Raw genomic sequence first — 23,089 nt, forward strand, 5'->3', positions numbered from 1 at the left:
GCCGTGGCCGACCGGTGGGACGGGGCCGCACGCGGGGGGCCTGGGCGGGTGGCTCCGGCGGGGCGGGAAGAAAGTTACGCGGGAGCGGGCACGTGTCCTGGGGGCGCTGGGTAGGCTCCCATGTCATGGAGCATGAGGTGTACGTTCCGTTTCCCGTCGGGACCGTGCGGCAGGCGCTCACCGAGCCGGCGCGCGTGGCGCGCTGCGTCCCAGGAGTGCAGCTCGACGCCGACGCGGCCCCGCAGAGCCCGGAGGGCCGGCTGCGGCTGCGTGTCGGCAGCGCCACCATCACCTACCGCGGCACGCTGAAGGTCACCGTCGGGAAGCCGAACGGCGCCGGCGACGCGGACCCGGCCGACCCGGTGACCGTCGAGGTTCAGGGGACGGAGGCCCGGGGCGACGGCTCCGCCACGCTGATGCTGACCGTACGGCTGTCGTCGGTCACCGAGCCCGATCCCGGCACCACCCTGACCTGCGCCGGAAAGGTCAGCAGGGACGGCCGGCTCGCCGAGGTCACCGACCAGGCGGCCCGGACCGCTGGACGCCGCCTGCTGGACCGGTTCGCGGAGAACCTGGCGGCGGACCTGGAGAAGCGGCCGGTGGACGGGACCGCGCGGACGGCGACCGCTGCCGCGTCCGGCGCGGAAGGAGTATCCGGCCCGGAAGCCTCCGAGGAAGCTCCCGGTGAGCCGACGGACCCCGGAGCGGCCGGGCAGGCCGAGCCCTCCGGCGGGCCCGAGGCGGCCGGTGGCTCCGACGAGCACGGCGAGGGCACGCCGCCCGAGGGCGGGGAGGCAGCCGGGCGCGGGGTGTTCGACACCGAGGTGCCGCCGCCGTCGCTCGACCCGCTCAGCGATGCGGACAGCACGATCGGCGCCTTCGACGTCGGTGATGCCGATGAGGTCGACGACGTGGGCGATGTGGAGGAGGGCGAGGGCTATGACGGCTATGACGATGACGTCGACGGCACTCCCGCGGAAGCCGCGCACGCGCGCCGCACGATGATCGGGCGCAGCGCGGAGGAGGTCGACCACGCCCCGCCGCGCGGTCGGTACGCGCCGGTGCCGGCCCCCGAGGCGAACGCGACGTCGGCGACGTTGCGCTGGGCGGCGCCCGCCGCCGCGGTGGTGCTGGCTTCCGCCGTGGTCGTCGGCCGGGTGCTGCGCCGCCGCCGCTGAGTCGGGCGAGGGACGAGGCCCCACCGCTCGGCCCACCGGATCCGGCTCGATCAGGGCGGGGCGGGCGCATGCGATGAGAGGCATCAGGCGCGGGGCGGGGGAGGCACCGTTAGGGTCGGTTCCGTGAGCACCGACAACACCGCGCAGAGCGCGTCGCAGACGCTGGGCGGCGTGCGACTGGCCGCCGGGGACACCGAACTGACCGTTCATCCGGACAACGGCTGCCGTATCGGCAGCCTCCGTGTCGGCGGTACGGAGCTGCTGCGGCAGGGCGCCAAGTACGGCTGCTTCCCGATGGTTCCCTGGTGCGGACGGCTCGACAAGGGGCAGTTCCGCAGCGGGGTCTCCGTGGGCGGTCCGGGGCAACGCCACGGCGCACTGCACCAGATGCCGATCAACGCCGCCCCGCACGCCATCCACGGAACGGGCCGCAACCTTCGCTGGCGCACCGCGCGGGCGACGGCGACGGCCGCCGCGTTCACCTACGACCTCGCCGATCCGGCGGCCCCGTGGCCGTACCCGGGAATGGTCACCCAGCTCGTGGAGCTGGCCGAGGACGGGCAGTCGCTCACCCTCACCATGGGCGTCGAGGCGGCCGGTGACTCCTTCCCCGCGCAGGCCGGCTGGCACCCGTGGTTCGTACGCCACCTCGGCGGCCCGGAGGGCGGCGGGCCGGCTGAGGGCACCGGGGCGGAGGTGCGGCTCGACTTCACTGCCGAATGGCAGGAGGAGCGGGGCGAGGACCACCTCCCGACGGGGCGGCGGCTCCCTCCGCAGCCGGGGCCCTGGGACGACTGCTTCGGCATGCCGCAGGGCGTGGACGTCACCCTCACCTGGCCAGGCCGGCTGGAGCTGAAGGTGGCCGGCCGCGCGGAGTGGGTGGTGATCTATGACGAGCAGGAGGCGGCGGTGTGCGTCGAGCCGCAGTCGGGTCCGCCCAACGGTCTGAACACCCGGCCGCGTCTGGTCACCCCCATCGACCCGCTGGAGATCTCCACGACGTGGAGCTGGCGCTCCCTGGCCTGAGCTGCCGGACAGCGCCTGCCGGAGAGCCCGACCGCCTCGGACGTGCCGCCGCTCAGGTGGCAAGGCCGGGCGGTGACCCAAGCCCCGGGCCGGGCCCCGGCGTCTTGAGCTGGCCTAAGCTCATGCGCATGAGCGAGGACGTCAACGAAGTAATGCCGGCCGACACACGCGGCGCGCTGCTGCAGCAGATCAAGGACAAGGCCGTGGTGCACGGCCGGGTGACGCTGTCCTCCGGCAAGGAGGCCGATTACTACATCGACCTGCGCCGGATCACCCTGGACGGCGAGGCCGCGCCGCTGGTGGGCCGGCTGATGCTGGACCTCACCGCGGACCTGGACTACGACGCGGTCGGCGGGCTGACGCTCGGCGCCGACCCCGTCGCGACGTCGATGCTGCATGCCTCCGCCGCGCGCGGTGAGCGGCTGGACGCCTTCGTCGTGCGCAAGGCCCAGAAGGCGCACGGTATGCAGCGCCGTATCGAGGGACCGGACATCACGGGCCGCCGGGTGCTGATCGTCGAGGACACCTCGACCACCGGTGGCTCGCCGCTGACCGCCGTCGAGGCGGCCCGCGAGGCGGGCGCCGAAGTCGTTGCGGTCGCGACGATCGTCGACCGGGGCGCCGCCTCCGCCATCGCCGAGGCCGGTCTGCCGTACCTCACCGGTTACCAGCTCGGTGACCTCGGCCTGGGCTGAGACCTGGCGGCCGGCCGTCGCGCACACCGGGGCGGACGGTGCCGTGAGCGAGCGGCAATGAAGTCGTGATGTCGGGCGGCGAAATGCGCACGCGCCGCCCTGACCAGTGGCTTTTCCAAGGGGTGGACGGTTTCACGTGAAACCGTCCACCCCTTGGTCATGCGTGCCGTGCTAGGGATGTGGAGCAATCGGCCGAGTCTGGGAAGATGAGCCAGGCGAAGTCGTCGCCCCCTGGTCAGGGCCAAGAACGCACACCCGCATACACAAGGAGCGGACAGATGCCCATCGCAACTCCCGAGGTCTACAACGAGATGCTGGACCGGGCGAAGGCAGGCAAGTTCGCCTACCCGGCCATCAACGTGACCTCGACGCAGACTCTGCACGCAGCGCTGCGTGGTTTCGCCGAGGCCGAGAGCGACGGCATCATCCAGATCTCCACCGGTGGTGCGGAGTTCCTGGGCGGCCAGTACAACAAGGACATGGTGACCGGCGCTGTCGCGCTCGCCGAGTTCGCGCACATCGTGGCCGACAAGTACGACATCACCGTCGCGCTGCACACCGACCACTGCCCCAAGGACAAGCTCGACGGGTATGTACGCCCGCTGATCGACGTCTCCGCGGAGCGCGTCGCCAAGGGCCTCAACCCGCTCTTCCAGTCCCACATGTGGGACGGCTCGGCCGAGACCCTCGCGGACAACCTGTCCATCGGCCAGGAGCTGCTCGCCAAGGCCGCCGCCGCCAAGATCATCCTTGAGGTCGAGATCACCCCGACCGGTGGCGAGGAGGACGGCGTCACCCACGAGATCAACGACGAGCTCTACACCACGGTCGACGACGCGCTGCGCACCGCCGAGGCGCTGGGCCTGGGCGACAAGGGCCGCTACCTTCTCGCCGCCTCCTTCGGCAACGTGCACGGCGTCTACAAGCCCGGCAACGTCGTGCTGCGCCCCGAGCTGCTGAAGGACCTCCAGGAGGGCGTCGGCGCCAAGTACGGCAAGACCGCTCCGTTCGACTTCGTCTTCCACGGCGGCTCCGGCTCCACCGAGCAGGAGATCGCCACCGCGCTGGAGAACGGCGTGGTCAAGATGAACCTGGACACCGACACCCAGTACGCCTTCACCCGCCCGGTCGCGGACCACATGTTCCGCAACTACGACGGCGTGCTGAAGGTCGACGGCGAGGTCGGCAACAAGAAGACCTACGACCCGCGCAGCTGGGGCAAGCTGGCCGAGGCCGGCATGGCCAAGCGTGTGACCGAGGCCTGCGGGAACCTGCGCTCCACGGGCACCAGGATCAAGTAGTTCACGGCGGGCAGGGGCGGCGGATCCGCGCCGCTTCGACCCCTCGGGAAGGGCTCCGCACCGCAAGGTGTGGAGCCCTTCCGCGTGTTCGGCCGGGGTCAGGCCCGAAGCACAGGGGGCGAGCGGCGCTTTGTGCGGGCATGCTCTGCGTATGAGTGAGCCGAGCACGTCCGGCGCGATCCGTCTGTCCTCGCCCCAGGGCCGCTGGGTGCTGCTGACGGCGGTGCTGGGTTCCGGCATGGCGATGCTCGACAGCACGGTCGTCAATGTGGCGCTGCCCAGGATCGGCGAGGACCTGGACGCCGATCTGGCGGTCCTGCAGTGGACGGTCTCCGCCTACATGCTCACCCTCGCCGCGCTGATCCTGCTGGGCGGGGCGCTGGGGGACCGCTACGGACGGCGCCGGGTCTTCGTCATCGGCGTGGTGTGGTTCGCCGCGGCCTCGCTGCTGTGCGGACTGGCGCCGAACGCCGGGGTGCTGATCGCGGCCCGCGGCCTGCAGGGCGTCGGCGGGGCACTGCTCACTCCGGGCTCGCTGGCGCTGATGCAGGCCGTCTTCCACCCGGAGGACCGGGCACGGGCGGTCGGCGCCTGGTCGGGACTGGGCGGTGTGGCCGCGGCGGTCGGGCCCTTCCTCGGTGGCTGGCTGGTGGACGGACCCGGATGGCGCTGGGTGTTCTTCGTGAATGTGCCGCTGGCGGCGGTGTGTGTCCCGGTCGCGCTGCGGAACGTACCGGAGACCCGGGAGCGGGATGCGAAGGAGCACCGGGGCTTCGACGTGCCGGGTGCGGCCCTGGGCGCGCTGTCCCTGGCCGGCGTCACCTATGCGCTGATCGCCGCGCCCGAGCGGGGCGCCACACCGGGGGTGATCGCTCCGGCGGTGGCCGGGGTGCTGCTCGGGGTGCTCTTCCTGCACGTCGAGCGGCGGCGGCAGGATCCGATGATGCCACCGTCGATCTTCGCCATCCGCCAGTTCACCGCCATCAACGCGGTCACCGTGTGTGTCTACGCGGCGTTCGGCGGATTCTTCTTCCTCGCCGTGCTCCAGCTCCAGGTCGTGGTGGGTTACTCGGCGCTGGCGGCCGGTACGGCGCTGCTGCCCACCACCGTGATGATGCTGCTGCTCTCCGCCCGTTCCGGGGAGCTGGGCCAGCGGATCGGGCCGCGGATCCCGCTCACCGTCGGGCCCGTCCTGTGTGCCGCCGGGATGCTGCTGATGCTGCGGGTCGGGGTCGGCGCCTCCTACCTGGCGGATGTGCTGCCCGCCCTGGTGGTGCTGGGCGCCGGGATGGTGGCGCTGGTGGCGCCCCTGACCGCGACCGTCCTGGCGTCCGTGGACGTGGACCGTGCGGGCCTGGCCAGCGGCATCAACAACGCCGCGGCGCGCGCCGCGGGGCTCGTCGCGGTGGCCGCGCTGCCGCTGCTGGTGGGCATGGGCCCGGAGTCGTACCGCTCGGCGGACGAGTTCGCGTCGACGTTCCGGCGGGCCATGCCGCTGTGCGCGGGTGTGCTGCTGGCCGGCGCGCTGATCGCGTGGCTGACGGTGCGCACGAACGTCCTGCGCGGCGCGGCGGTCGAGGAGCAGCGCCGACCGGAGTGCGCGTACCACTGCGGGATGACCGCGCCGCCGCTGGACCCGGGGGAGACACGTCGGCCGGCACCGGGAGCGAGGGCCTAGGGCGCGTCCGCAAGGTCTCGGCCGGGCACGGACACCCGCACCGGCCCTCACGGCGCCCGTGGGCGCGGCGACACCCGGCCTTGCTGCCCGCCGTCCGGGAGATGCCGGGCGCTCCCGGTCCCCGGGACCAGGCAGACTGGGAGCATGGCCATTCACGAAGACCTGCTCGGGGGACCGCCCCCGACCCACCTGCCCGACGACCCCGAGCCCCGCGAGCTGCTCGCCGTGGGCACGGCGCCGTCCGATGTCGCCGCGAAGTACCCGACCTCCTCCTTGGCCTGGGCCCAGCTCGCCGACGACGCGTTCGAGGGCGGCCGGACCGTCGAGTCGTACGCCTACGCCCGCACCGGCTACCACCGCGGCCTGGACGCGCTGCGCCGGGCCGGCTGGAAGGGCCACGGCCCGGTGCCCTTCGAGCACGAGCCGAACCGGGGCTTCCTGCGGGCGCTGCACGCCCTCGCCCGCGCCGCACAGGCGATCGGCGAGCAGGAGGAGTACGAGCGCTGCTCGACCTTCCTGCGGGATTCCTCGCCGACCGCTGCCGACACGCTCACCTGAGCGACCGGGACGCTGCCCCGACCCCGGCCGGCCGGCTGTTCCACGAGAGCCACGAGGCGCTCGTGAGCGGGCCCGGAGGGCGTGCGGGTATGGGGCGCGGGGCCGCTCCGCCCGGGCCGTCAGGCTCCCGCCTGACGCGCTCCGAGCGGCCCTTTTCCGCGGCGTGCCGGACGCCGTGAGGCTGCCGGGCCGCCGTAGAAGGCAGTGCTCAAGGGGCCGGCCGCGTGATCGCGGTCGGCCCTTGCGCGGTCGCTGTCCAGCACGGATGATTTCCCTGGGCCCGGATCATTCCGCGCCCGAGGGGACCGGGGCTCCCGAGCCGACAAGGAAGGGGCGGACCGCTACCCGGTAGTTCGCACTGAGGAGTCCCTCATGTCGCAGCCTTCTCCCCACCGAAGCGTCGAAGAACCGGGCAGCACCGCGGCCCCCGGCGCCGAGGCCCACCCGGCACCGGAGATGGACCCGCCGTTCGCCCCCGATCTGAGCATCGGCAGCAGCACCACCACCCCGTACGAGGACTACGTCCAGGCGGGCGTCCTCACCCACCTGCAGCACCCGCTCTCCGACGACCCCGGCGAGATGGTCTTCCTGGTCACCACCCAGGTCATGGAGCTGTGGTTCACCGTCATCGTCCATGAGTGGCACACCGCGGCCGAGGCGCTGCGGCGCGACGACCTGACGGTGGCGATGGACGCGCTCAAGCGCTCCACCTACGAGCTGGAGGCGCTGAACGCCGCCTGGAAGCCGCTCGCCCGGCTGACCCCGGCGCAGTTCAACGCCTATCGCAGCGCGCTCGGCGAGGGGTCCGGCTTCCAGTCCGCGATGTACCGGCGGCTGGAATTCCTGCTCGGTGAGAAGTCCGCCTCGATGCTGGTGCCGCACCGCGGTTCGCCGCGTGAGTACGCCGAGCTGGAGAAGGCTCTCCAGGAACCGAGCCTGTGGGACGAGGTGCTGCGGCTGCTCGCGCGCCGTGGCCACGCCGTCCCGGACGCGGTGCTCCGGCGTGACCCGGCGCAGCGGCACGAGCCGGACGCGGCGGTCGAGGCCGTCTGGGCGGAGATCTACTCCGGCGGTCAGGACTCCGACCTGGTCCGGCTCGGTGAGGCGCTGACCGATGTCGCCGAGCTGGTCTGGCGCTGGCGCAACGACCACCTGGTGGCGACCCGGCGGGCGATGGGAGCGAAGATGGGCACCGGCGGCTCCGCGGGGGTGGCCTGGCTGGAGAAGCGGGCCCGCAAGAACGTTTTTCCCGAGCTGTGGACGGCGCGCAGCCATGTCTGACGCCGCCGAGAACCCCCTCGCCCCGGAGACGCCCGTGGCTCGTGAACACGCTGCCCGCGCCGAGCAGTTGGATGTCACCGACCCGCTCGCGGAGCTCCGTGACCGCTTCCTCCTCGACGACACCGTCTACCTCGACGGCAACTCACTCGGCGCGCTGCCCCGTGCGGTGCCCGGCCGGGTGGCCGATGTCATCGCCCGCGAGTGGGGCGAGCTGCGCATCCGCTCGTGGTCCGAATCCGGCTGGTGGACCGCGCCCGAGCGGATCGGCGACAAGATCGCGCCGCTGATCGGGGCGGCGCCGGGCCGGGTCGTGGTCGGCGACTCCACCAGCGTCAATCTCTTCAAGGCCGTGGTCGCCGGCATACGCATGGCCGGGAAGGGCTGCACGGAGATCCTGGTCGACGCCACGACCTTCCCCACCGACGGCTACATCGCCCGGTCCGCGGCCCGGATGACCGGTCTCGCGGTGCGTCCGGTCGAGCCCGCCAGGATCGGCGACGAGGTCACAGAGCGGACCGCGCTGGCGCTGGTCAACCACGTCGACTACCGCACCGGCCGGCTCAACGACCTGCCCGGCATCACCGCCGCCCTGCACTCCGCGGGTGCGCTGGCGGTCTGGGACCTGTGCCACTCCGCCGGCGCGCTGCCGGTCGGCGTGGACGCGCACGGCGTCGACCTCGCCGTCGGCTGCACGTACAAGTACCTCAACGGCGGGCCGGGTTCGCCCGCGTACCTCTACGTGCGCGAAAGCCTCCAGGAGCGGTTCGACTCGCCGCTGCCCGGCTGGAATTCGCACGCCGAGCCGTTCGGGATGGACCCCGACTTCGCGCCGGCCGAGGGCATCGTCCGCGGCCGGGTCGGCACCCCCGACATCCTGTCGCTGCTCGCGCTGGAGGCGGCGCTGGTGGCCTGGGACGGCGTCACCATCGAGGACGTCCGCACCAAGAGCCTGGCGCTGACGGACTTCTTCCTCGACTGCGTGGCGGCGTACGCGCCGCCAGACCGGGTCCGGTCGGTCACCCCCGCCGAGCACGCACGGCGGGGCAGCCAGGTGTCGCTGGCGTGCGCGGACGCCGGCGAGGTGATGGCGGGGCTGATCCGGCGGGGCGTGGTCGGTGACTTCCGCCACCCCGACGTGCTGCGCTTCGGCTTCACCCCGCTCTACACCTCCTTCGCGGACGCCGAGCAGGCCGCCTGGGTGCTGGGCGAGGTCCTGCGGGCGCAGCCCGAGGTGGAGCCGGGGGCGGCCGGGGGCCGCGGGTGAGCGCACCGGACGAGGAGACGGCGCTGCTGGGGCTCGCCCCGGTGGCGCCGGACCGGACGGTCGCGTACGGCCCGCATCCGGACCAGATCGTCGACTTCTACGCACCGCGGTCCGCCGCGGGCACGCCCCGGGCGGTGCGCTCCGGGCCGGTCGTGCTGCTGCACGGCGGGTTCTGGCGGGCCGCCTACGACCGGCGGCATCTCTCGCCGCTCGCCGCCGCACTGGCCCGGCAGGGGCTGACGGTCGCCCTCGCCGAGTACCGCAGGGTCGGGGCGGGCGGCGGGGCGCCGCGCACGTTCGAGGACGTGGCGGCGGCCATCGGGACGGCGGCGGCCGAGACGACCGAGACGGCCGGGGCGCACACCGGCGGTCTCGTCGTCATCGGGCACTCCGCCGGTGGCCATCTCGCGCTGCTCGCCGCCGCCCGCCCCGGCACCCCCGTGGGCCGGGTCATCGCGGTCTCCCCGGTCGCCGACCTCGCCCGCGCCCATGAACTCGGCCTGAGCGACGGCGCGGTCGCCGAGCTTGTCGAGGGGGCGCCCGGGCGAGACGGTGACGAGCCTTCGCTCACGCAGCGGATCGCCGCGGCCGACCCCGCACGCCGTCCGCCCACCGGCCTGCCCGTCACGATCCTGCACGGCACCGACGACCCCGACGTCCCCCTGGACATCTCCCGCCGGTACCTCGCGGCGGCCGCGGCTGCCGTGGTGGGCGGCGGTGCGGCCACCACGACGCTGCGCGAGCTTCCCGGCGTCGGCCACTACGCCCCCGTCACGCCCGGCACGGCGGCGTACAGCACGCTGCTCGACGCGCTTCTTCGCCGATCCGGCGACCCCTCCGACCTGCGCGGCGGCGTTCTTCCGCCGCGTAGTACCTGAGGGGGACGCCGGTAGATCCCCACTGGTGGGGACGCACTCGGCCCCGGCACTGCCTACCGTTGTCCCGTGAACGAGACGACCCAGACGCAGAGCACCCTGCGCTCAGAGGCCCGGATAGCCCGTGGCGCCGTGAACCGACTGCGGCAGGACCTGTTCGTCGGTGCCTTCGCCTTCCGCCCGCTGCCGCCGCTGGCGGACGCCAAGGTGTCCCGCTGGGTGCCCTGGCTGCCGCAGAAGATCCGGGGCTGGGCACGCTGGCTGCCGCACTCCGCCGTCGGGTTCTTCTCGGCCTGCGTCTTCCTGGGGACGTTCGGCATGATGTATGGCGTGGGGGGGCTCCGCGGCGTCCTCACCTTCGGCCTGTGCGCGCTGCTCGCCGCCACGCCGATGCTCACCCTCTTCCGGCCGGTCGGCGCGTACTGGCTGTCGCTGGGCGCGTTCATCGTCACGCTGATCGGCGCCTCGTACTTCGACACGTACGGCATGGACCCGTGGGGGGCGGTGTTCCCCACGCACCTCGCGGTGATGACGCTGGTGGTGCTGCGTACCCGGCCGCGGCTCGCAGTGGAGATGTGGGTGGTCACCTTCGGCCTGGGGGCCGTGGTGTCCCTGTTCGACGGGTTCGAGTCCTCGAACTGGCCGCCGGTCGCGGTGTTCTCCGCGGTGGTGCTGGTCTCGGCCGCCGCGGTGCGGGCCTGGCGCGAGGAGCGCCGGCAGGTCGTCGAGACGCAGACCGTCACGCAGGAGGAGCGCTCCCGGCGCACGCTGCTGGAAGAGCGCGCCACCATCGCCCGCGAACTGCACGATGTCGTCGCGCACCACATGTCCGTCATCGCCATCCAGGCGGAGGCCGCCCCGTACCGCGTCGAGAACACCCCGCCCGAGCTCGCCACGTCCTTCGCGACGATCCGTGAGAACGCCGTCGCCGCGCTCACCGAGCTGCGCCGCATCCTGGGCGTGGTCCGCTCCGAGGACCCGGACGCCTTCGTGGAGAGCGACCCCGAAGCCCCGCAGCCGACCCTCGCCACCCTCGACGCGCTGCTCACCAGCGTCCGGGGCGCGGGGCTGACCGTCGAGGCGGTGATCACCGGCGCCGCCCGGCCGCTGCCGCAGGGCGTCGAGCTGTCGGCGTACCGCATCGTCCAGGAGGCGCTGAGCAACGCGTTGCGGCACTCGCCCGGAGCCGAGGCGCGGGTCGAGATCTCCTACGTCCTGGGCGGCATCGGCCTGCGCATCGTCAACGGCGTGCCGAGCCGGCTCGCCAAGCCGTCCCCGGGAGCGGGGCACGGCATGCTGGGGATGCGTGAGCGGGTGCAGATGCTGGGCGGCGAGATGACGGCCGACCACACCGAGGAGGGCGGCTTCGAGGTCGTCGCGTTCCTGCCGGTGGCCGGGACGAAGGCAGGGGAGGGCACGGCATGATCCGGGTACTGATCGTCGACGACCAGGTCATGGTCCGCGAGGGCTTCTCTGTCCTGCTGAACGCCATGCCGGACATCGAGGTCGTCGGCGAGGCCGTCGACGGCCACCAGGCGGTGCGGGAGGTGGCGCTGCGCAAGCCCGATGTGGTGCTGATGGACATTCGCATGCCGGTGATGAACGGCCTGGAGGCGACCCGGGAGATCGTCGCCGCCGACGCGGACGCCAAGGTGCTGGTGCTGACCACCTTCGACCTGGACGAGTACGTCTACCAGGCGCTGCGCTCCGGAGCCAGCGGCTTCCTCCTCAAGGACGCCTCGGCAGGCCAGCTCGCCGAGGGCGTTCGGATCGTCGCCTCCGGCGAGGCGCTGCTGGCGCCGACCGTCACCAAGCGCCTGATTTCCGAGTTCTCCCGGCTGGGCACGCCTCGCGCGCCCGCCCAGGAACGCATCGGAGATCTGACGGAGCGGGAGACGGAGGTCCTGGTGCTGGTGGCCCAGGGGCTGTCGAACGGCGAGATCGCCGCGCATCTGGTCGTCGCGGAGTCGACGGTGAAGACGCACGTCAGCCGGATCCTGGTGAAGCTCGGGCTGCGGGACCGCACGCAGGCCGCGGTGTTCGCGTACGAGGCGAGGCTGGTCACGCCGGGCGGCTGAAATGTTGTCCACAGCCTGTGGACAGTGGTGCGGGTTCGGCGCTCGCCGGGCAGCGGCCCGGCCCCGCCGCGAATCTGCGGACTCCGGCGGCGCACAACGGAAAAGTGCGCCGCCGGAGTCCGCTACAGCTCCGGCGGCGCACGAGGAGGGGGCGGCCGGCCCGGCCGCCCGGTGTCAGCCGAGGTCGCGGCGGCGGAAGCCGGCGAGTCCCGCGGCGACGAAGAGCACGGCCAGGGCCGTCAGCCAGAGGAACGGGGTCGCGGTGGCCTCGGCGCCGGGGAGTTTGGGCAGGTGGCCGAACGGCGAGAGGTCCATCACCGCCTGGGGGAACTCCAGCGTCGGGCCGATCCAGCCGATCGCCAGGCAGCCGCCGACCAGCGCCCAGACGGCGGTGGTCGCCTTCGGCAGCAGACCGAACAGCAACACCGCCAGGCCGGCGAGCGTCCAGACCGCCGGGACCTGGGCGAGGGCCGCGCCGAGCACCGGGGCGACCCGGCCGCCGAGGCCGCCGGCCGTGACGCCGTAGCTGACGCCCAGGGCCAGGCCGCCGAAGGCGAGCACCACGACCGGGCCGAGGAATGCGATGGCCAGGTGGCTGCACGCCCAGCGCAGGCGGCCGACGGCGGCGGCCAGTACCGGCTCGGCGCGGTCGTCGGTCTCCTCGCCGCGCAGCCGGAGCACCGCGCCGGTCGCGAAGATCGCCGCGATCATGCCGAGCAGGCCGGTCATCGTCGCCAGGAAGGCGTCGGTCAGGCCCGCTTGGCCGCCCATCCGCTCGAAGATCTCGCGGGTTCGCCGGTTGCCGCCCACCATGTCGGCGGCGCCGTTCGCGATCCCGCCGAAGATGCCGCCCGCGCACACGAAGCCGAGCGTCCAGCCCAGCAAGGTGGTGCGTTGCAGGCGCCAGGCCAGGCCGAAGGGGCCGCTCAGGGACGCGGGCGCGTGGGCCCGGCCGGGGCGGGCAGGCAGGAAGCTCATGCCGAGGTCGCGGCGGGCGGTGAGGGCGTACGCGGCGCAGACGGTCAGCGCCGTGCCCGCCAGGAAGAGCAGGGCCGTCCCCCAGCGTTCGCCCGCGTACGGGCGGAGGTTCTGGGCCCAGCCGAGCGGTGAGATCCAGGTGAGGGGCGAGGTGGCGTCGGTGGTGGCGACGTCCCCCGCGGCGCGCAGCGCGAAGCAGAGGCCGAGGACGGCGCCGGTCAGGCCCTTGGCCAGTCGGGCGCTCTCGGTGAACTGGGCGGCGATGGCGGCGAGTCCGGCGAAGAGCACACCGGTGCCGCCGACGGCGAGGCCGAGAGCCAGCGAGCCGGCCGCCGGGCGTCCGGACCCGGCCAGCCCGCCGGTGATCAGCACGGCCAGGCCGGTGTTGGCGATCAGGGCGGCGAGCAGGGCCGCGGTGAGCGGTGCCCGGCGGCCGACCATCGCCGCCGAGAGCAGCTCCTGACGGCCCGTCTCCTCTTCCTCGCGGGTGTGCCGTACGACGATCAGCAGACTCATCACCGCCGCGAGGACGGCGCCGAGGCCGGTCATCCGCCAGGCGACCAGGCCGCCGACGGAGTCGCTGAAGACCGGCCCGTACATCGCGCGCATCGACGCGTTGGCGGTCATCGAGCCCGCCAGGTCGGCGCGCTCGGCGGCGCCGGCGTAGAGCGTTTCGATGGACGACCCGGTGCCGGCGACGCTGAGGCCGAGAATCAGCACCCAGGCCGGGATCATCAGCCGGTCGCGCCGCAGCGCGAGGCGCAACAGGGCTCCGGTGCCCGCCAGATGACGGGAGGGACCGGGGGCGGCGGTCGCGGTGGCGGAGGCGGTGACGGCGGTCATCGTGCGCTCACCCCTTCGGCGTGGACATCGTCCTGGTAGTGGCGCAGGAAGAGCTCCTCCAGGGTGGGCGGGGTGCTGGTCAGGCTGCGGACACCGGACGCGCTGAGCGACCGCAGTACGGCGTCGAGCTTGTCGGTCTCGACGTGGAACCTGACCCGGTGGCTGTGGCCACCGGCGAGCGGCTGGTGCGCGAGGTCGTGGACGCCGGGGAGATGCGCGAGACCGTTGGGCGCGCCGGTGAGTTCGGCGACGACGGAGGTGCGGGTGAGGTGGCGCAGTTCGCCGAGCGAACCGGACTCCACGGTCCGGCCCTTGCGGATGATGCTGACGCGGTCGCAGAGCGCCTCGACCTCGGACAGGACGTGGCTGGAGAGCAGCACCGTACGGCCGCGGTCGCGTTCCTCGGCGACGCAGCTCTGGAAGACCTCTTCCATGAGCGGGTCGAGGCCGGAGGTCGGCTCGTCGAGGATGAGCAGGTCGACGTCGGAGGCGAAGGCGGCGACGAGGGCGACCTTTTGGCGGTTGCCCTTGGAGTAGGTGCGTCCCTTCTTGGTGGGGTCGAGTTCGAAGCGCTCCAGGAGCTCGGCCCGGCGGGCGGGGTTCAGGCGCCCGCCGCGCAGCCGGCCGTAGAGGTCGATGACCTCGCCGCCGGAGAGGTTGCGCCACAGGGTGACGTCGCCGGGCACGTAGGCGACGCGACGGTGCAGTTCGACCGCGTCGCGCCAGGGGTCCTTGCCCAGGAGCTGTGCGCTGCCGCCGTCGGCGCGCAGCAGTCCGAGCAGGACCCGGATCGTCGTGGACTTCCCCGCGCCGTTGGGCCCGAGGAAGCCGTGCACCTCGCCGGCTTGGACGTCGAGGTCGAGGCCGTCCAGCGCGTGGGTGCCGCCGAACGACTTGTGCAGGCCGGCCACCCGGATCGCGGGAGAGTGGCACGAGAGGAACGTTGCCTTCGTCATGTTTTTGAAGCTACGCTTGTTTCACAAATTTGTGAAGTTAAGAAAGCGTATAAAGTCGGGAGGGGTGGCTCTGATCAGGGGAGATGATGCGGACATGAGTGAGCAGCGACAGCCGGGCGCCGACGACCGGGACGACGAGGCGGTCTCACAGTTCGTCGAGCGCTTCGCCTCCCAGCTGGTCGAAGCCGGTATGCAGCGGATGTCCGCCCGCGTCTTCGCCTGCCTGCTGGCCTCCGACTCCGGCGTGCTGACGTCCGCCGAACTCGGCGAGCGCCTCCAGGTCAGCCCCGCCGCCGTCTCCGGCGCGATCCGCTATCTCTCCCAGGTCGACCTGGTCAGCCGGGAGCGGGAACCGGGCTCCCGCCGCGACCGCTACCGGGTGCACAGCGACCAGTGGTACGAGGCGCTGGCCCGCCGGGACAGTGTCCTCAGCCGCTGGGAGACCACCCTCCGCGAGGGTGTCGGCAGCCTCGGCGAGGATTCCCCCGCGGGCCTGCGGATCAACGAGACGCTGATCTTCTTCGAGTTCATCCAGCAGGAACTCGGCGGGATGATGGAGCGCTGGCGCGACCACCGGGACAAGATGCGCGCCGAGTCGGGCGGCTAGGGCGTGGCTTTCGGACCACCCCGGGCCCGCGGCCCCGGTGGTTCTACGCCCTCGGCAGCGTCAGCCGCCAGGCCGCCGGCTGCACCGTCCAGGTGCGGGTCCTGACCGGGCCGCCCACCACCGCGTCCGCCCGGTAGTGGAAGTCCGCGCCGGACACCGTCACCGCCCGCGCCTGCGCCCGTACGGGACGGTCCGAGCCGGGCCAGTGCACCACGACCTCGGCCAGCCCGTCCGCGTCGGCGGCAGGGGTGCCGAATCCGCCACCGCCCGGGCCGGGCCGGGTCAGCCCGTCCGCCCCGGTCCGGCCGCCGGGCATCACCGAGACGCCCCGCACCGGGCGGTCCAGGTCGGCCAGCATGATGCCGTCCGCCTCGATCCGCAGCCGCTGGGTCGGCACCCGCCCGCGCCGACCGCCGATCCCGCAGGTCGGCGAGGACAGCAGCGACAGCGCCGAACGCGCCGTCCGCGCGGCCGGCTCCCACCACGGCCGGCGCCCGTCGACGGCCGCGCCGCCCGGCCGGCCGTCCCAGGCGTCGGCCGGGGTGGCCGCCGGCGGCACATGGCGGCCGTGCCCGGGCAGCGCGCCTGCGTCCCCGCCGGGGATGCGCAGCCCGCCCAGCACGATTCCGTCACTGTCGTCGGTCAGCAGGTCCATCGGCCGCTCGGCGCCGTCCAGCACCGCCCGCGCGGCGGCCACCGTGTCCGAGGGGATGCCCAGCGCGCGGCTCAGCGTCACCGCGGCAGGGGCCCCCACCGGAACCATCGAGATCGTGACTCCCGCCAGTTCCCGCTCCTTGTGCAGCAGGCCCACGACCCGTAGCAGGGCGCGGTCGTCCCCGATGACCACCGGGCGCCGGTGGCCGCGCCGGGCGAGCGCCCTGGCGAATTCCCCGGAGTCCTGCGGAAGGCAGATTTTCGCTCCCGCGCGAGCACACAGGACATCCTTCGCGATCCGTACGGACTCGCCGTCCGTACTGCGGGCGACCGGGTCGATGACCACGAGCAGGGGGTACCCCCGAACGGAGTCTGCGGGAGAGTGCCCAGAAGGCTGCGCCGACACCTCGGTCCTTCCTCAGGTAGCATCTCGGTGCAAGAGCCCCTTGCGCTATTGCGCCAGGGGCTTCGTCTATTCCGGGGCACCGGTCCAACGGATCCAGCGATGACGTGCGCGTGAACACGCATACGGACGTCATCCACGCACGTTGGTCCTGCCCCGCCCGGAAGGGGTGTACGCCTGTGCCCGCACTTGTGCTGCTCGGTGCTCAGTGGGGTGATGAAGGCAAGGGAAAGGCCACCGACCTGCTCGGTGGGTCTGTTGACTATGTGGTGCGCTACCAGGGCGGCAACAACGCCGGCCACACGGTCGTCGTCGGCGACCAGAAGTACGCGCTGCACCTTCTCCCTTCCGGAATCCTTTCGCCGGGGTGCACCCCGGTCATCGGCAACGGCGTCGTCGTCGACCCTGCGGTCCTGCTCTCCGAGCTGAGCGGACTCAACGAGCGCGGTGTCGACACGTCCAAGCTGCTGATCAGCGGTAACGCGCACCTGATCACGCCGTACAACATCACCGTCGACAAGGTGACGGAACGCTTCCTCGGAAAGCGCAAGATCGGCACCACCGGCCGCGGCATCGGCCCGACCTACGCCGACAAGATCAACCGCACCGGCATCCGTGTGCAGGATCTCTTCGACGAGTCGATCCTGCACCAGAAGGTCGAGGCGGCCCTCGACTTCAAGAACCAGGTGCTGGCCAAGCTCTACAACCACCGCGCCATCGTCGCGGACCAGGTTGTCGAGGAGATGCTGAGCTACGCGGACCAGCTCAGGGGCTTCGTCGCCGACACCACGCTGCTGCTGAACAACGCCATCGACGACGGCAAGGTCGTGCTGTTCGAGGGCGGTCAGGGCACGCTCCTGGACGTCGACCACGGCACGTATCCCTTCGTCACGTCCTCGAACCCGACCGCGGGCGGCGCCTGCACCGGTGCGGGCGTCGGACCGACGAAGATCAACCGCGTGATCGGCATCCTCAAGGCCTATACGACGCGTGTTGGCGCCGGTCCGTTCCCGACCGAGCTGTTCGACGACGACGGCGAGGCGCTGCGCCGGATCGGTGGCGAGCGTGGTGTCACCACCGGCCGTGACCGCCGCTGCGGCTGGTTCGACGCGGTCATCGCCCGCTACGCGACCCGCGTGAACGGCCTGACGGACTTCTTCCTCACCAAGCTCGACGTCCTCACCGGCTGGGAGCAGATCCCGGTCTGCGTGGCGTACGAGATCGACGGCAAGCGCGTCGAGGAGCTGCCCTACAGCCAGAGCGACTTCCACCACGCGAAGCCGATCTACGAGAACCTGCCGGGCTGGTCCGAGGACATCACCAAGGCGAAGTCCTTCTCCGACCTGCCGAAGAACGCGCAGGCGTACGTCAAGGCGCTGGAGGACATGTCCGGCGCCCCGATCTCCGCGATCGGCGTCGGCCCCGGCCGCGACGAGACCATCGAGATCAACTCGTTCCTGTCCTAGGGACACCGGTGCCCGGAAGGGCGCCTTCGCACCGCCGGCCGTGGGCCTACTCCGCTCTGGAGTAGGTCCGCGGCTGTTTGTCGTCGCCCAGGAACTCGCGGCGCAGGGTGCCGTCGCCGCCAACCCGCAGCACCGAGGTGCTGCTCGGCGAGCAGCCGGGCGCCGCCCGGTCCACGACGGACGGCCCGACGGTCAGCTTGCCGTCGGCGGAGTAGAGATCGGCGTGCGCGGTGCACCGTCCGGCGCGGCCCACGACGACGGTGGTGAGCACCGCGCTGCCGACGGGGGCCCGCTTGATGGTCAGCCGCTGCGTTCCGAAGCCGTCGGCGTTCGGCCGCTGCCACGTGCCGAGGAAGGTGGCCGGGACCGTCTCGGCGGCGGGGGCGGTCCGGCGCAGCGTCGCGGTCCGGCCGGCCGCCGCCCAGGTGAGGGTGCCGGCGCTGCCCGGGAGCAGGGTGTGCTCGCCGAGTGCGGAGCAGCGGCCGGGCGGGACCGACTTCACGACCTTGGTGTCCAGCCGCAGACCCGGGCGCCCGTCGCCCGCCGTGACGGAGACCAGCTTGGCGTCGCTGCGGCACTCGTAGCTCGCGCCGAGGCTGGTGCTGTTCGCGACCACCTCGCCGACCTTGCCGTGCGAGATCACGAATCTGCGCTGCTGCCCGGTGGGGGTGCCGTCGCGCTGGACGGCGCCGGTCCAGGTGCCGACGTAGCGGGACGGAATGTCCGAGGGGCGGTCCTCGGGTCCTGCGCCACCGGTCAGCAGGGGTACGGCCACCGCGGTCGCCACGGCCGCGGTGACGGCGGTGGCGAGGAGGGGAAGCCAGCGGCGCCGGGAGGGCGCCGCCTCCCGCGGGTCCGCCTCCTCCGGGGCCGGGGCCCCGCCGTCCGCCCGCGCCGCCAAGAGGGTCGTCGCGGTCTCGCCGGGTGCCCGGCCGTCCGCTCGCCGGGAGGGCGGCGGGGAGCCGCCGGGCGGAGTGTCGGTGTCCAGCAGGCGTACGGCGTGCTGCCCCAGACGCGCGATCAGCTCGGCCGGCAGCCAGGGGGCCGCCGCCCCGCCGCTGTTCACCGGGCCGAGCCGGGAGGCAATCTCCTCCGGCGTGGGCCGGGCGGCCGGGTCCTTGGCCAGGCAGCCGCCGATCAGCTCCCGCATGCCGTCGGGAACATCGACGAGGTCGGGCTCCTCCTGGGCGATCCGGAACATCACGGCGTGCACACCCGAGGCGACGCTGCCGAACGGCATCCTCCCGGTGGCCGCGTACGCCAGCACCGACCCGACGCTGAAGACATCGCTCGCGGGGACGACGCGGTGGCCCTGGACCTGCTCGGGCGACATGAAGCCGGGCGAGCCGACCACCGTGCCGGTACGGGTCTGGGTCTGGTCGCCGACCGCGTCCAGGGCGCGGGCGATGCCGAAGTCGATGACCCGGGGCCCGTCGATGGTCAGCAGCACATTGGACGGCTTGAGGTCGCGGTGCACCAGGCCCACGCCGTGGATGTCGAGCAGTGCGCAGGACAGGCCGTAGGCCAGGCGGCGCAGCGAGTATTCCGGCAGCGGGCCGTAGGTGCCGGAGCGGCCGTAGGACCCGCCGACGACCTCGCTGAGAGCCGGGCCCGCGATGTAGCCGGTGGCGACCCAGGGCACGTCGGCCTCGGTGTCGGCGTCCAGCACCGGCGCGGTCCAGTGGCCGCCCACCCGGCGGGCGGCGGCCACCTCGGCGCGGAAGCGGTCCCGGAACTCCTCCTCGGCCGCCAGTTCGACCTTCACCAGCTTCACGGCGACGGTCCTGCCGCCCTCGGAACGGGCGAGGTAGACCCGGCCCATCCCGCCGCTGCCGAGGCGGCTGAGCAGTCGGTAGTCCCCGATCCACTCCGGATCGCCGGCCGTCAGCCCGCGCAGGCTCTCCATCCGAGCCCTCCCCCGTGTCGTTCCGTGCCCGTCGTGCGGGTGACCGGCCTGCCCACGTCGCCCGTGTGGCATGCCGTGCCGTGATCGATTCCGACGAGCCTAGGCTCCCCCCGATCGCGCGGCGGCCGAGGGATCGTTACGACGGGAGAACGATCGCCGGTCCGGTCGCGTACCGGACGCGGGCCTTCGCCGTGCAGGAGGATCACCTGGCCCTGTCGTAGGTCAGGGGCGCCTTGCCGTCGTCGAAGGTGCGCCGCAGCTTGCCGTCCACCATCTCCAAAGTGCTCGGGGTGCCGGGCCGGCAGCTCTCGGCGGGGCCGGACGTCACGGTGGACGGCCCCAGGCGTACCGGTGGCCCGGCGCTGTCCAGTGTGGCCGCGAACTCGCAGTGGTAGGCGGGGCCGGTGGCCGTCATGGTGAGCACGGTGTCCCCGGTGCCGCCCTGGGTGAGCCGGAAGCGCCGGACGTCCGCGCTGCTGCCGCCGACCGTCGTCTCCCAGGTGCCGAGGTAGTCCGCCGGGATGCCGCCGTCTCCTGCGGGCTCCGCCGAACCCTGCCCTTCCCCGGCCGTCCCCTGCTCTTCCTCGGCCGTCCCGCCCTTGCCCGAGGGCCGGTCGTCCTTCGGCGCCGCCGCCCGCGCGCCACCGCCCTTTCCCTCCATCAGGACGTACGCGGTGGCCGCCCCCGCGCCGGCGAGGACGAGCGCCACCGCCACCATCAGGGCGGTGCCGGAGCCACGGCGAGGCGCGGGGGCGGCGGACGCGGGCGCCGGCAGGCCGGGTCCGTAGGGGCCGTGCCCCGGGTGGGCCGGGGGCGGTGTGCCCTGACCGCCGGCCGCGTACGGATATCCGTACGCCGACGCGGGCGCCTGAGCGGACGCCGGGCCCTGCGGCACGGGTGACGGCGGTGGCGTGGCCGCGGCGGCAGGTGAGACCGCGGTCGGCAGTCCGTGCACACCGGGGGCCGCCCTCGCCGCCGACGGCGTTGCCGGTGGCGCGAGCCGCGAACCGGCGCCGTCCGTACCGCCCTTGGGGTTCTCCGCCTCCAGCAGCTCCACGGCATGCCGCCCAAGGCGCGCGACCAGCGCACCTGGCAGCCACGGTTCGTCGTCCGCCCCGCCGCCCTCGCCGCCGCTGCCGTCCGGAGTCTCCGTCAGCGCCAACAGCTCGGCCGGTGTGGGTCGTTGTGCGGGATCCTTGGCCAGGCACGCGGCGACCAGGTCGTGCAGGCCCGCGGGGAGCGCGGTCAGGTCGGGCTCCTCCTGCGCGATGCGGTACAGCATCGCGTGCACGCCGCTGTCGGCCGTCCCGAACGGCTGGCGGCCGGTGGCCGCGTACGCGAGGACCGAGCCGAGGCAGAAGACGTCACAGGCCGGGGTGAGCGCCTCGCCCCGCACCTGCTCGGGCGCCATGAAGCCCGGCGAGCCGACCGCGGCGCCGGTGCGGGTGAGGCCGTTGCCGGTCACCGCCTCCAGCGCCCTGGCGATGCCGAAGTCGATGACCCGGGGGCCGTCGATGGTCAGCAGCACATTGGAGGGCTTGAGGTCGCGATGGATGATCCCGGCGGCGTGGATCGCCTGGAGCGCCCGGGCCAGTCCGGCCGCCAGGATTCGTACCGTCCGCTCGGGCAGCGGTGCGGCGCTCCCGGCGACGACCTGCTGGAGCGAGGGGCCGGCGATGTAGCCGGTGGCGACCCAGGGCGTCGCCGCCTCGGTGTCCGCGTCCAGCACCGGCGCGGTCCACTCCCCGCCGACCCGCAGCGCGGCCCGCACCTCCTGCCGGAAGCGCGCGCGGAACTCCTCCTGGTCGGCGAGTTCGGCGCGCACCAGCTTGACGGCGACCGTACGTCCACGGTCCGAACGGGCCAGGAAGACCTGCCCCATCCCGCCTTCCCCCAGCCGCCCGATCAGGCGGTACTCCCCGATGCGCTGCGGATCCCGCTCCCGCAGCGGCGCCGGCCCCCCGGACCGCCCCGCCTGCCCCTGCTGCTCAGCACGTCCCGGCTGTTGCACGATGCGCCGCCTTTCCCCCGGAATTCGCCTGCGGGAGAGTAGGCGCAGGCACGAACACCCGGGACGACGTCGGCCGTTCCGTTACGGGTTCCCCGGCACTCTGCTCTTCCGTCGCGAGGATACCGAGGTCCGCTCAGCTAGCGGAGGGTCGCGGCAGCGCTTCCAACGCGCCGGACAGATCCTCCAGCGCCGCCATCACGCGGTGGAAGTCGTCCGCACCGCCGAGCCGTTCGCACAACAGGGCGGCGAACTCCGCGTGTCCTGGGGTGATGCGGGCGATCGCGGCGCGGCCCTCCTCGGTGGGGGCGAGGAGTTTGGCGCGGCGGTGCGCCGGGTTGGGGTGGTAGGCGGCCAGGCCACGCTCCACCAGCAGATCGGCGATGCGCTGCACGCTCTGGCGGGTGATGCCCATGGCGCGGGCGATGCCGGCGACCGGAAGTGGCTCGTGCAGTACGGCGCCGAGGACCTGCCACCAGGCGGCGGTCATCCCGGCCGGCTGGGCCAGCCCCTCCGCGACGGAGAGGAACTGGCCGTTGAGCCGGAAGACGGCGAGGGCCGTACGGCTGAGGAGTTCGGGGGCCGGTGGTGCCGCGGACGCCTGTGGGCCGGTGTCGTGTGGGCCGGTGCCGGGGGCCGTCATGCGTCCTCGGCCCGGGTGCCCGCGCTGCCCGCCGTCATCAGGACGGGGAAGGCGGACGCGTCGGAGTGGGCGAACAGGCGGTGCCAGGCGTCGAGGATCTGCGGCTCCATGACGTCCAGTTCGGCGAAGATCTCGCGGGCGAACGCCACCGGGTCGGTCGGCCCCGCCGTGATCAGGCCGCGGTCGCGGACGGCGTCGCGGTCCCGGTAGAGCTCGCCGCCGCGGTAGCCGGGCTGGGCGGTGAGGTAGGGGGCCGCGCCGCTGGTGTGCGTCCGGTCGTCGAGCAGTCCCTCCCGGGCGAGGCCGGCGGTCGCCCCGCAGATGGCGGCGACCGGCACGCCCGCGTCGAGGAACTCACGGGCCTTGCGGGCGAAGGGGACCAGCTCGTCGCCGGAGTCCCAGAGGTTGGCGCCGGAGAGGACCAGCAGCGCGCTGTCCTCGGGGCGCAGGGCGTCGAGCGCCAGATCGGCGGCGATCCGCAGCCCGGCCATCGTCGTCGCCGGCCGGTCCGTCGCGGCGGCGACGGTGACCAGATCGTAGGCGGGGCGGTCGGCGCGGAAGTAGGTGCCCTGGCGGAGGTGAGCGGCCGCGTGGCCGAACTCCCAGTCCGCGAGCGTGTCGTAGACGGCGAGGTGGACGGTGCGGGGGCGGCTGCTGCGGGTCATGGCGTCTCCTCGGTCGGCTGAGCCAC

At 73.3% G+C, this 23,089-nt stretch carries 20 protein-coding genes; 13 read left to right on the top strand and 7 right to left on the bottom strand.

Annotated features, from left to right (window positions below; translation table 11 throughout):
- Positions 1-125 precede the first annotated feature (125 nt).
- The 11 genes from ACH4FH_RS05020 (at position 126) to ACH4FH_RS05070 (ending at position 11,934) form a co-directional block, all read left to right on the top strand.
- A complete protein-coding gene (locus ACH4FH_RS05020; protein ID WP_398554324.1) occupies positions 126-1,178 on the top strand; it encodes an SRPBCC domain-containing protein in 1,053 nt (350 codons plus the stop codon).
- Between the two features lie 123 nt (positions 1,179-1,301).
- A complete protein-coding gene (locus ACH4FH_RS05025; protein ID WP_398554325.1) occupies positions 1,302-2,204 on the top strand; it encodes an aldose 1-epimerase in 903 nt (300 codons plus the stop codon).
- A 152-nt stretch (positions 2,205-2,356) separates the two neighbouring features.
- Positions 2,357-2,899 carry an orotate phosphoribosyltransferase gene (gene pyrE / locus ACH4FH_RS05030; protein WP_398554415.1) on the top strand — a complete coding sequence of 181 codons (543 nt, stop codon included), beginning with the start codon at positions 2,357-2,359 and terminating at the stop codon, positions 2,897-2,899.
- Positions 2,900-3,177: 278 nt separating this feature from the next.
- The gene (gene fbaA, locus ACH4FH_RS05035) at positions 3,178-4,200 is read left to right on the top strand and encodes a class II fructose-bisphosphate aldolase (protein ID WP_398554326.1); all 1,023 of its coding nucleotides are present in this window, start codon (positions 3,178-3,180) and stop codon (positions 4,198-4,200) included.
- 151 nt (positions 4,201-4,351) lie between these two features.
- A complete protein-coding gene (locus ACH4FH_RS05040) occupies positions 4,352-5,878 on the top strand; it encodes an MFS transporter (protein WP_398554327.1) in 1,527 nt (508 codons plus the stop codon).
- 144 nt (positions 5,879-6,022) lie between these two features.
- Positions 6,023-6,436: a DUF3151 domain-containing protein gene (locus ACH4FH_RS05045; protein ID WP_398554328.1), complete on the top strand. Its 414-nt coding sequence runs from the start codon at positions 6,023-6,025 to the stop codon at positions 6,434-6,436.
- Between the two features lie 372 nt (positions 6,437-6,808).
- The gene (locus tag ACH4FH_RS05050; protein WP_398554329.1) at positions 6,809-7,717 is read left to right on the top strand and encodes a tryptophan 2,3-dioxygenase family protein; all 909 of its coding nucleotides are present in this window, start codon (positions 6,809-6,811) and stop codon (positions 7,715-7,717) included.
- Positions 7,710-8,981 carry a kynureninase gene (kynU, locus tag ACH4FH_RS05055; protein ID WP_398554330.1) on the top strand — a complete coding sequence of 424 codons (1,272 nt, stop codon included), beginning with the start codon at positions 7,710-7,712 and terminating at the stop codon, positions 8,979-8,981. Before ACH4FH_RS05050 ends, kynU begins: the two co-directional genes overlap by 8 nt.
- The gene (locus tag ACH4FH_RS05060) at positions 8,978-9,859 is read left to right on the top strand and encodes an alpha/beta hydrolase (RefSeq protein WP_398554331.1); all 882 of its coding nucleotides are present in this window, start codon (positions 8,978-8,980) and stop codon (positions 9,857-9,859) included. Before kynU ends, ACH4FH_RS05060 begins: the two co-directional genes overlap by 4 nt.
- A 66-nt stretch (positions 9,860-9,925) precedes the next feature.
- Positions 9,926-11,281, top strand: coding sequence for a sensor histidine kinase (locus ACH4FH_RS05065; protein WP_398554332.1), 1,356 nt, complete (start codon positions 9,926-9,928; stop codon positions 11,279-11,281).
- On the top strand, positions 11,278-11,934 hold the full coding sequence (locus ACH4FH_RS05070) for a response regulator (RefSeq protein ID WP_398554333.1): 657 nt from the start codon (positions 11,278-11,280) through the stop codon (positions 11,932-11,934). The genes ACH4FH_RS05065 and ACH4FH_RS05070 overlap by 4 nt, the downstream gene beginning before the upstream one ends.
- Positions 11,935-12,108: 174 nt before the next feature.
- Here the strand turns inward: ACH4FH_RS05070 and ACH4FH_RS05075 are convergent, their stop codons facing one another.
- Entirely contained in the window at positions 12,109-13,755 is a 1,647-nt protein-coding gene (locus ACH4FH_RS05075) for an ABC transporter permease (RefSeq protein ID WP_398554334.1), read from the bottom strand.
- Positions 13,752-14,711 carry an ATP-binding cassette domain-containing protein gene (locus ACH4FH_RS05080; protein WP_398554335.1) on the bottom strand — a complete coding sequence of 320 codons (960 nt, stop codon included), beginning with the start codon at positions 14,709-14,711 and terminating at the stop codon, positions 13,752-13,754. The genes ACH4FH_RS05075 and ACH4FH_RS05080 overlap by 4 nt, the downstream gene beginning before the upstream one ends.
- Positions 14,712-14,805: 94 nt before the next feature.
- Here ACH4FH_RS05080 and ACH4FH_RS05085 point away from each other — a divergent pair, with 94 nt between their 5' ends.
- Positions 14,806-15,318: a GbsR/MarR family transcriptional regulator gene (locus tag ACH4FH_RS05085; protein WP_398554336.1), complete on the top strand. Its 513-nt coding sequence runs from the start codon at positions 14,806-14,808 to the stop codon at positions 15,316-15,318.
- A gap of 43 nt (positions 15,319-15,361) precedes the next feature.
- On the opposite strand, the gene ACH4FH_RS05090 is transcribed toward ACH4FH_RS05085, so the two are convergent.
- On the bottom strand, positions 15,362-16,318 hold the full coding sequence (locus ACH4FH_RS05090) for a hypothetical protein (RefSeq protein ID WP_398554337.1): 957 nt from the start codon (positions 16,316-16,318) through the stop codon (positions 15,362-15,364).
- A 236-nt stretch (positions 16,319-16,554) separates the two neighbouring features.
- On the opposite strand from ACH4FH_RS05090, the gene ACH4FH_RS05095 reads away from it, so the two are divergent.
- Positions 16,555-17,841, top strand: a complete 1,287-nt coding sequence (locus tag ACH4FH_RS05095) for an adenylosuccinate synthase (RefSeq protein WP_398554338.1) — start codon at positions 16,555-16,557, stop codon at positions 17,839-17,841.
- Between the two features lie 46 nt (positions 17,842-17,887).
- On the opposite strand, the gene ACH4FH_RS05100 is transcribed toward ACH4FH_RS05095, so the two are convergent.
- From ACH4FH_RS05100 to ACH4FH_RS05115, 4 genes are all read right to left on the bottom strand, one after another.
- Positions 17,888-19,747 carry a serine/threonine-protein kinase gene (locus ACH4FH_RS05100; RefSeq protein WP_398554339.1) on the bottom strand — a complete coding sequence of 620 codons (1,860 nt, stop codon included), beginning with the start codon at positions 19,745-19,747 and terminating at the stop codon, positions 17,888-17,890.
- Positions 19,748-19,949: 202 nt separating this feature from the next.
- Positions 19,950-21,758, bottom strand: coding sequence for a serine/threonine-protein kinase (locus ACH4FH_RS05105; RefSeq protein ID WP_398554340.1), 1,809 nt, complete (start codon positions 21,756-21,758; stop codon positions 19,950-19,952).
- Positions 21,759-21,891: 133 nt separating this feature from the next.
- Entirely contained in the window at positions 21,892-22,398 is a 507-nt protein-coding gene (locus tag ACH4FH_RS05110) for a MarR family winged helix-turn-helix transcriptional regulator (RefSeq protein WP_398554341.1), read from the bottom strand.
- Entirely contained in the window at positions 22,395-23,063 is a 669-nt protein-coding gene (locus tag ACH4FH_RS05115) for a DJ-1/PfpI family protein (protein ID WP_398554342.1), read from the bottom strand. Before ACH4FH_RS05115 ends, ACH4FH_RS05110 begins: the two co-directional genes overlap by 4 nt.
- Positions 23,064-23,089: the final 26 nt, after the last annotated feature.

This window comes from Streptomyces sp. NPDC017993 (assembly GCF_044328065.1).
Classification (GTDB): domain Bacteria; phylum Actinomycetota; class Actinomycetes; order Streptomycetales; family Streptomycetaceae; genus Streptomyces.

Coding starts and splice junctions, on each gene's coding strand:
- ACH4FH_RS05070 (WP_398554333.1), top strand. CDS start 11,278: ATGATCCGGGTACTGATCGTCGACGACCAGGTCATGGTCCGCGAGGGC.
- ACH4FH_RS05085 (WP_398554336.1), top strand. CDS start 14,806: ATGAGTGAGCAGCGACAGCCGGGCGCCGACGACCGGGACGACGAGGCG.
- ACH4FH_RS05080 (WP_398554335.1), bottom strand. CDS start 14,711: ATGACGAAGGCAACGTTCCTCTCGTGCCACTCTCCCGCGATCCGGGTG.
- ACH4FH_RS05100 (WP_398554339.1), bottom strand. CDS start 19,747: ATGGAGAGCCTGCGCGGGCTGACGGCCGGCGATCCGGAGTGGATCGGG.
- ACH4FH_RS05045 (WP_398554328.1), top strand. CDS start 6,023: ATGGCCATTCACGAAGACCTGCTCGGGGGACCGCCCCCGACCCACCTG.
- pyrE (WP_398554415.1), top strand. CDS start 2,357: ATGCCGGCCGACACACGCGGCGCGCTGCTGCAGCAGATCAAGGACAAG.
- kynU (WP_398554330.1), top strand. CDS start 7,710: ATGTCTGACGCCGCCGAGAACCCCCTCGCCCCGGAGACGCCCGTGGCT.
- ACH4FH_RS05020 (WP_398554324.1), top strand. CDS start 126: ATGGAGCATGAGGTGTACGTTCCGTTTCCCGTCGGGACCGTGCGGCAG.
- ACH4FH_RS05050 (WP_398554329.1), top strand. CDS start 6,809: ATGTCGCAGCCTTCTCCCCACCGAAGCGTCGAAGAACCGGGCAGCACC.
- ACH4FH_RS05115 (WP_398554342.1), bottom strand. CDS start 23,063: ATGACCCGCAGCAGCCGCCCCCGCACCGTCCACCTCGCCGTCTACGAC.
- fbaA (WP_398554326.1), top strand. CDS start 3,178: ATGCCCATCGCAACTCCCGAGGTCTACAACGAGATGCTGGACCGGGCG.
- ACH4FH_RS05075 (WP_398554334.1), bottom strand. CDS start 13,755: ATGACCGCCGTCACCGCCTCCGCCACCGCGACCGCCGCCCCCGGTCCC.
- ACH4FH_RS05040 (WP_398554327.1), top strand. CDS start 4,352: ATGAGTGAGCCGAGCACGTCCGGCGCGATCCGTCTGTCCTCGCCCCAG.
- ACH4FH_RS05110 (WP_398554341.1), bottom strand. CDS start 22,398: ATGACGGCCCCCGGCACCGGCCCACACGACACCGGCCCACAGGCGTCC.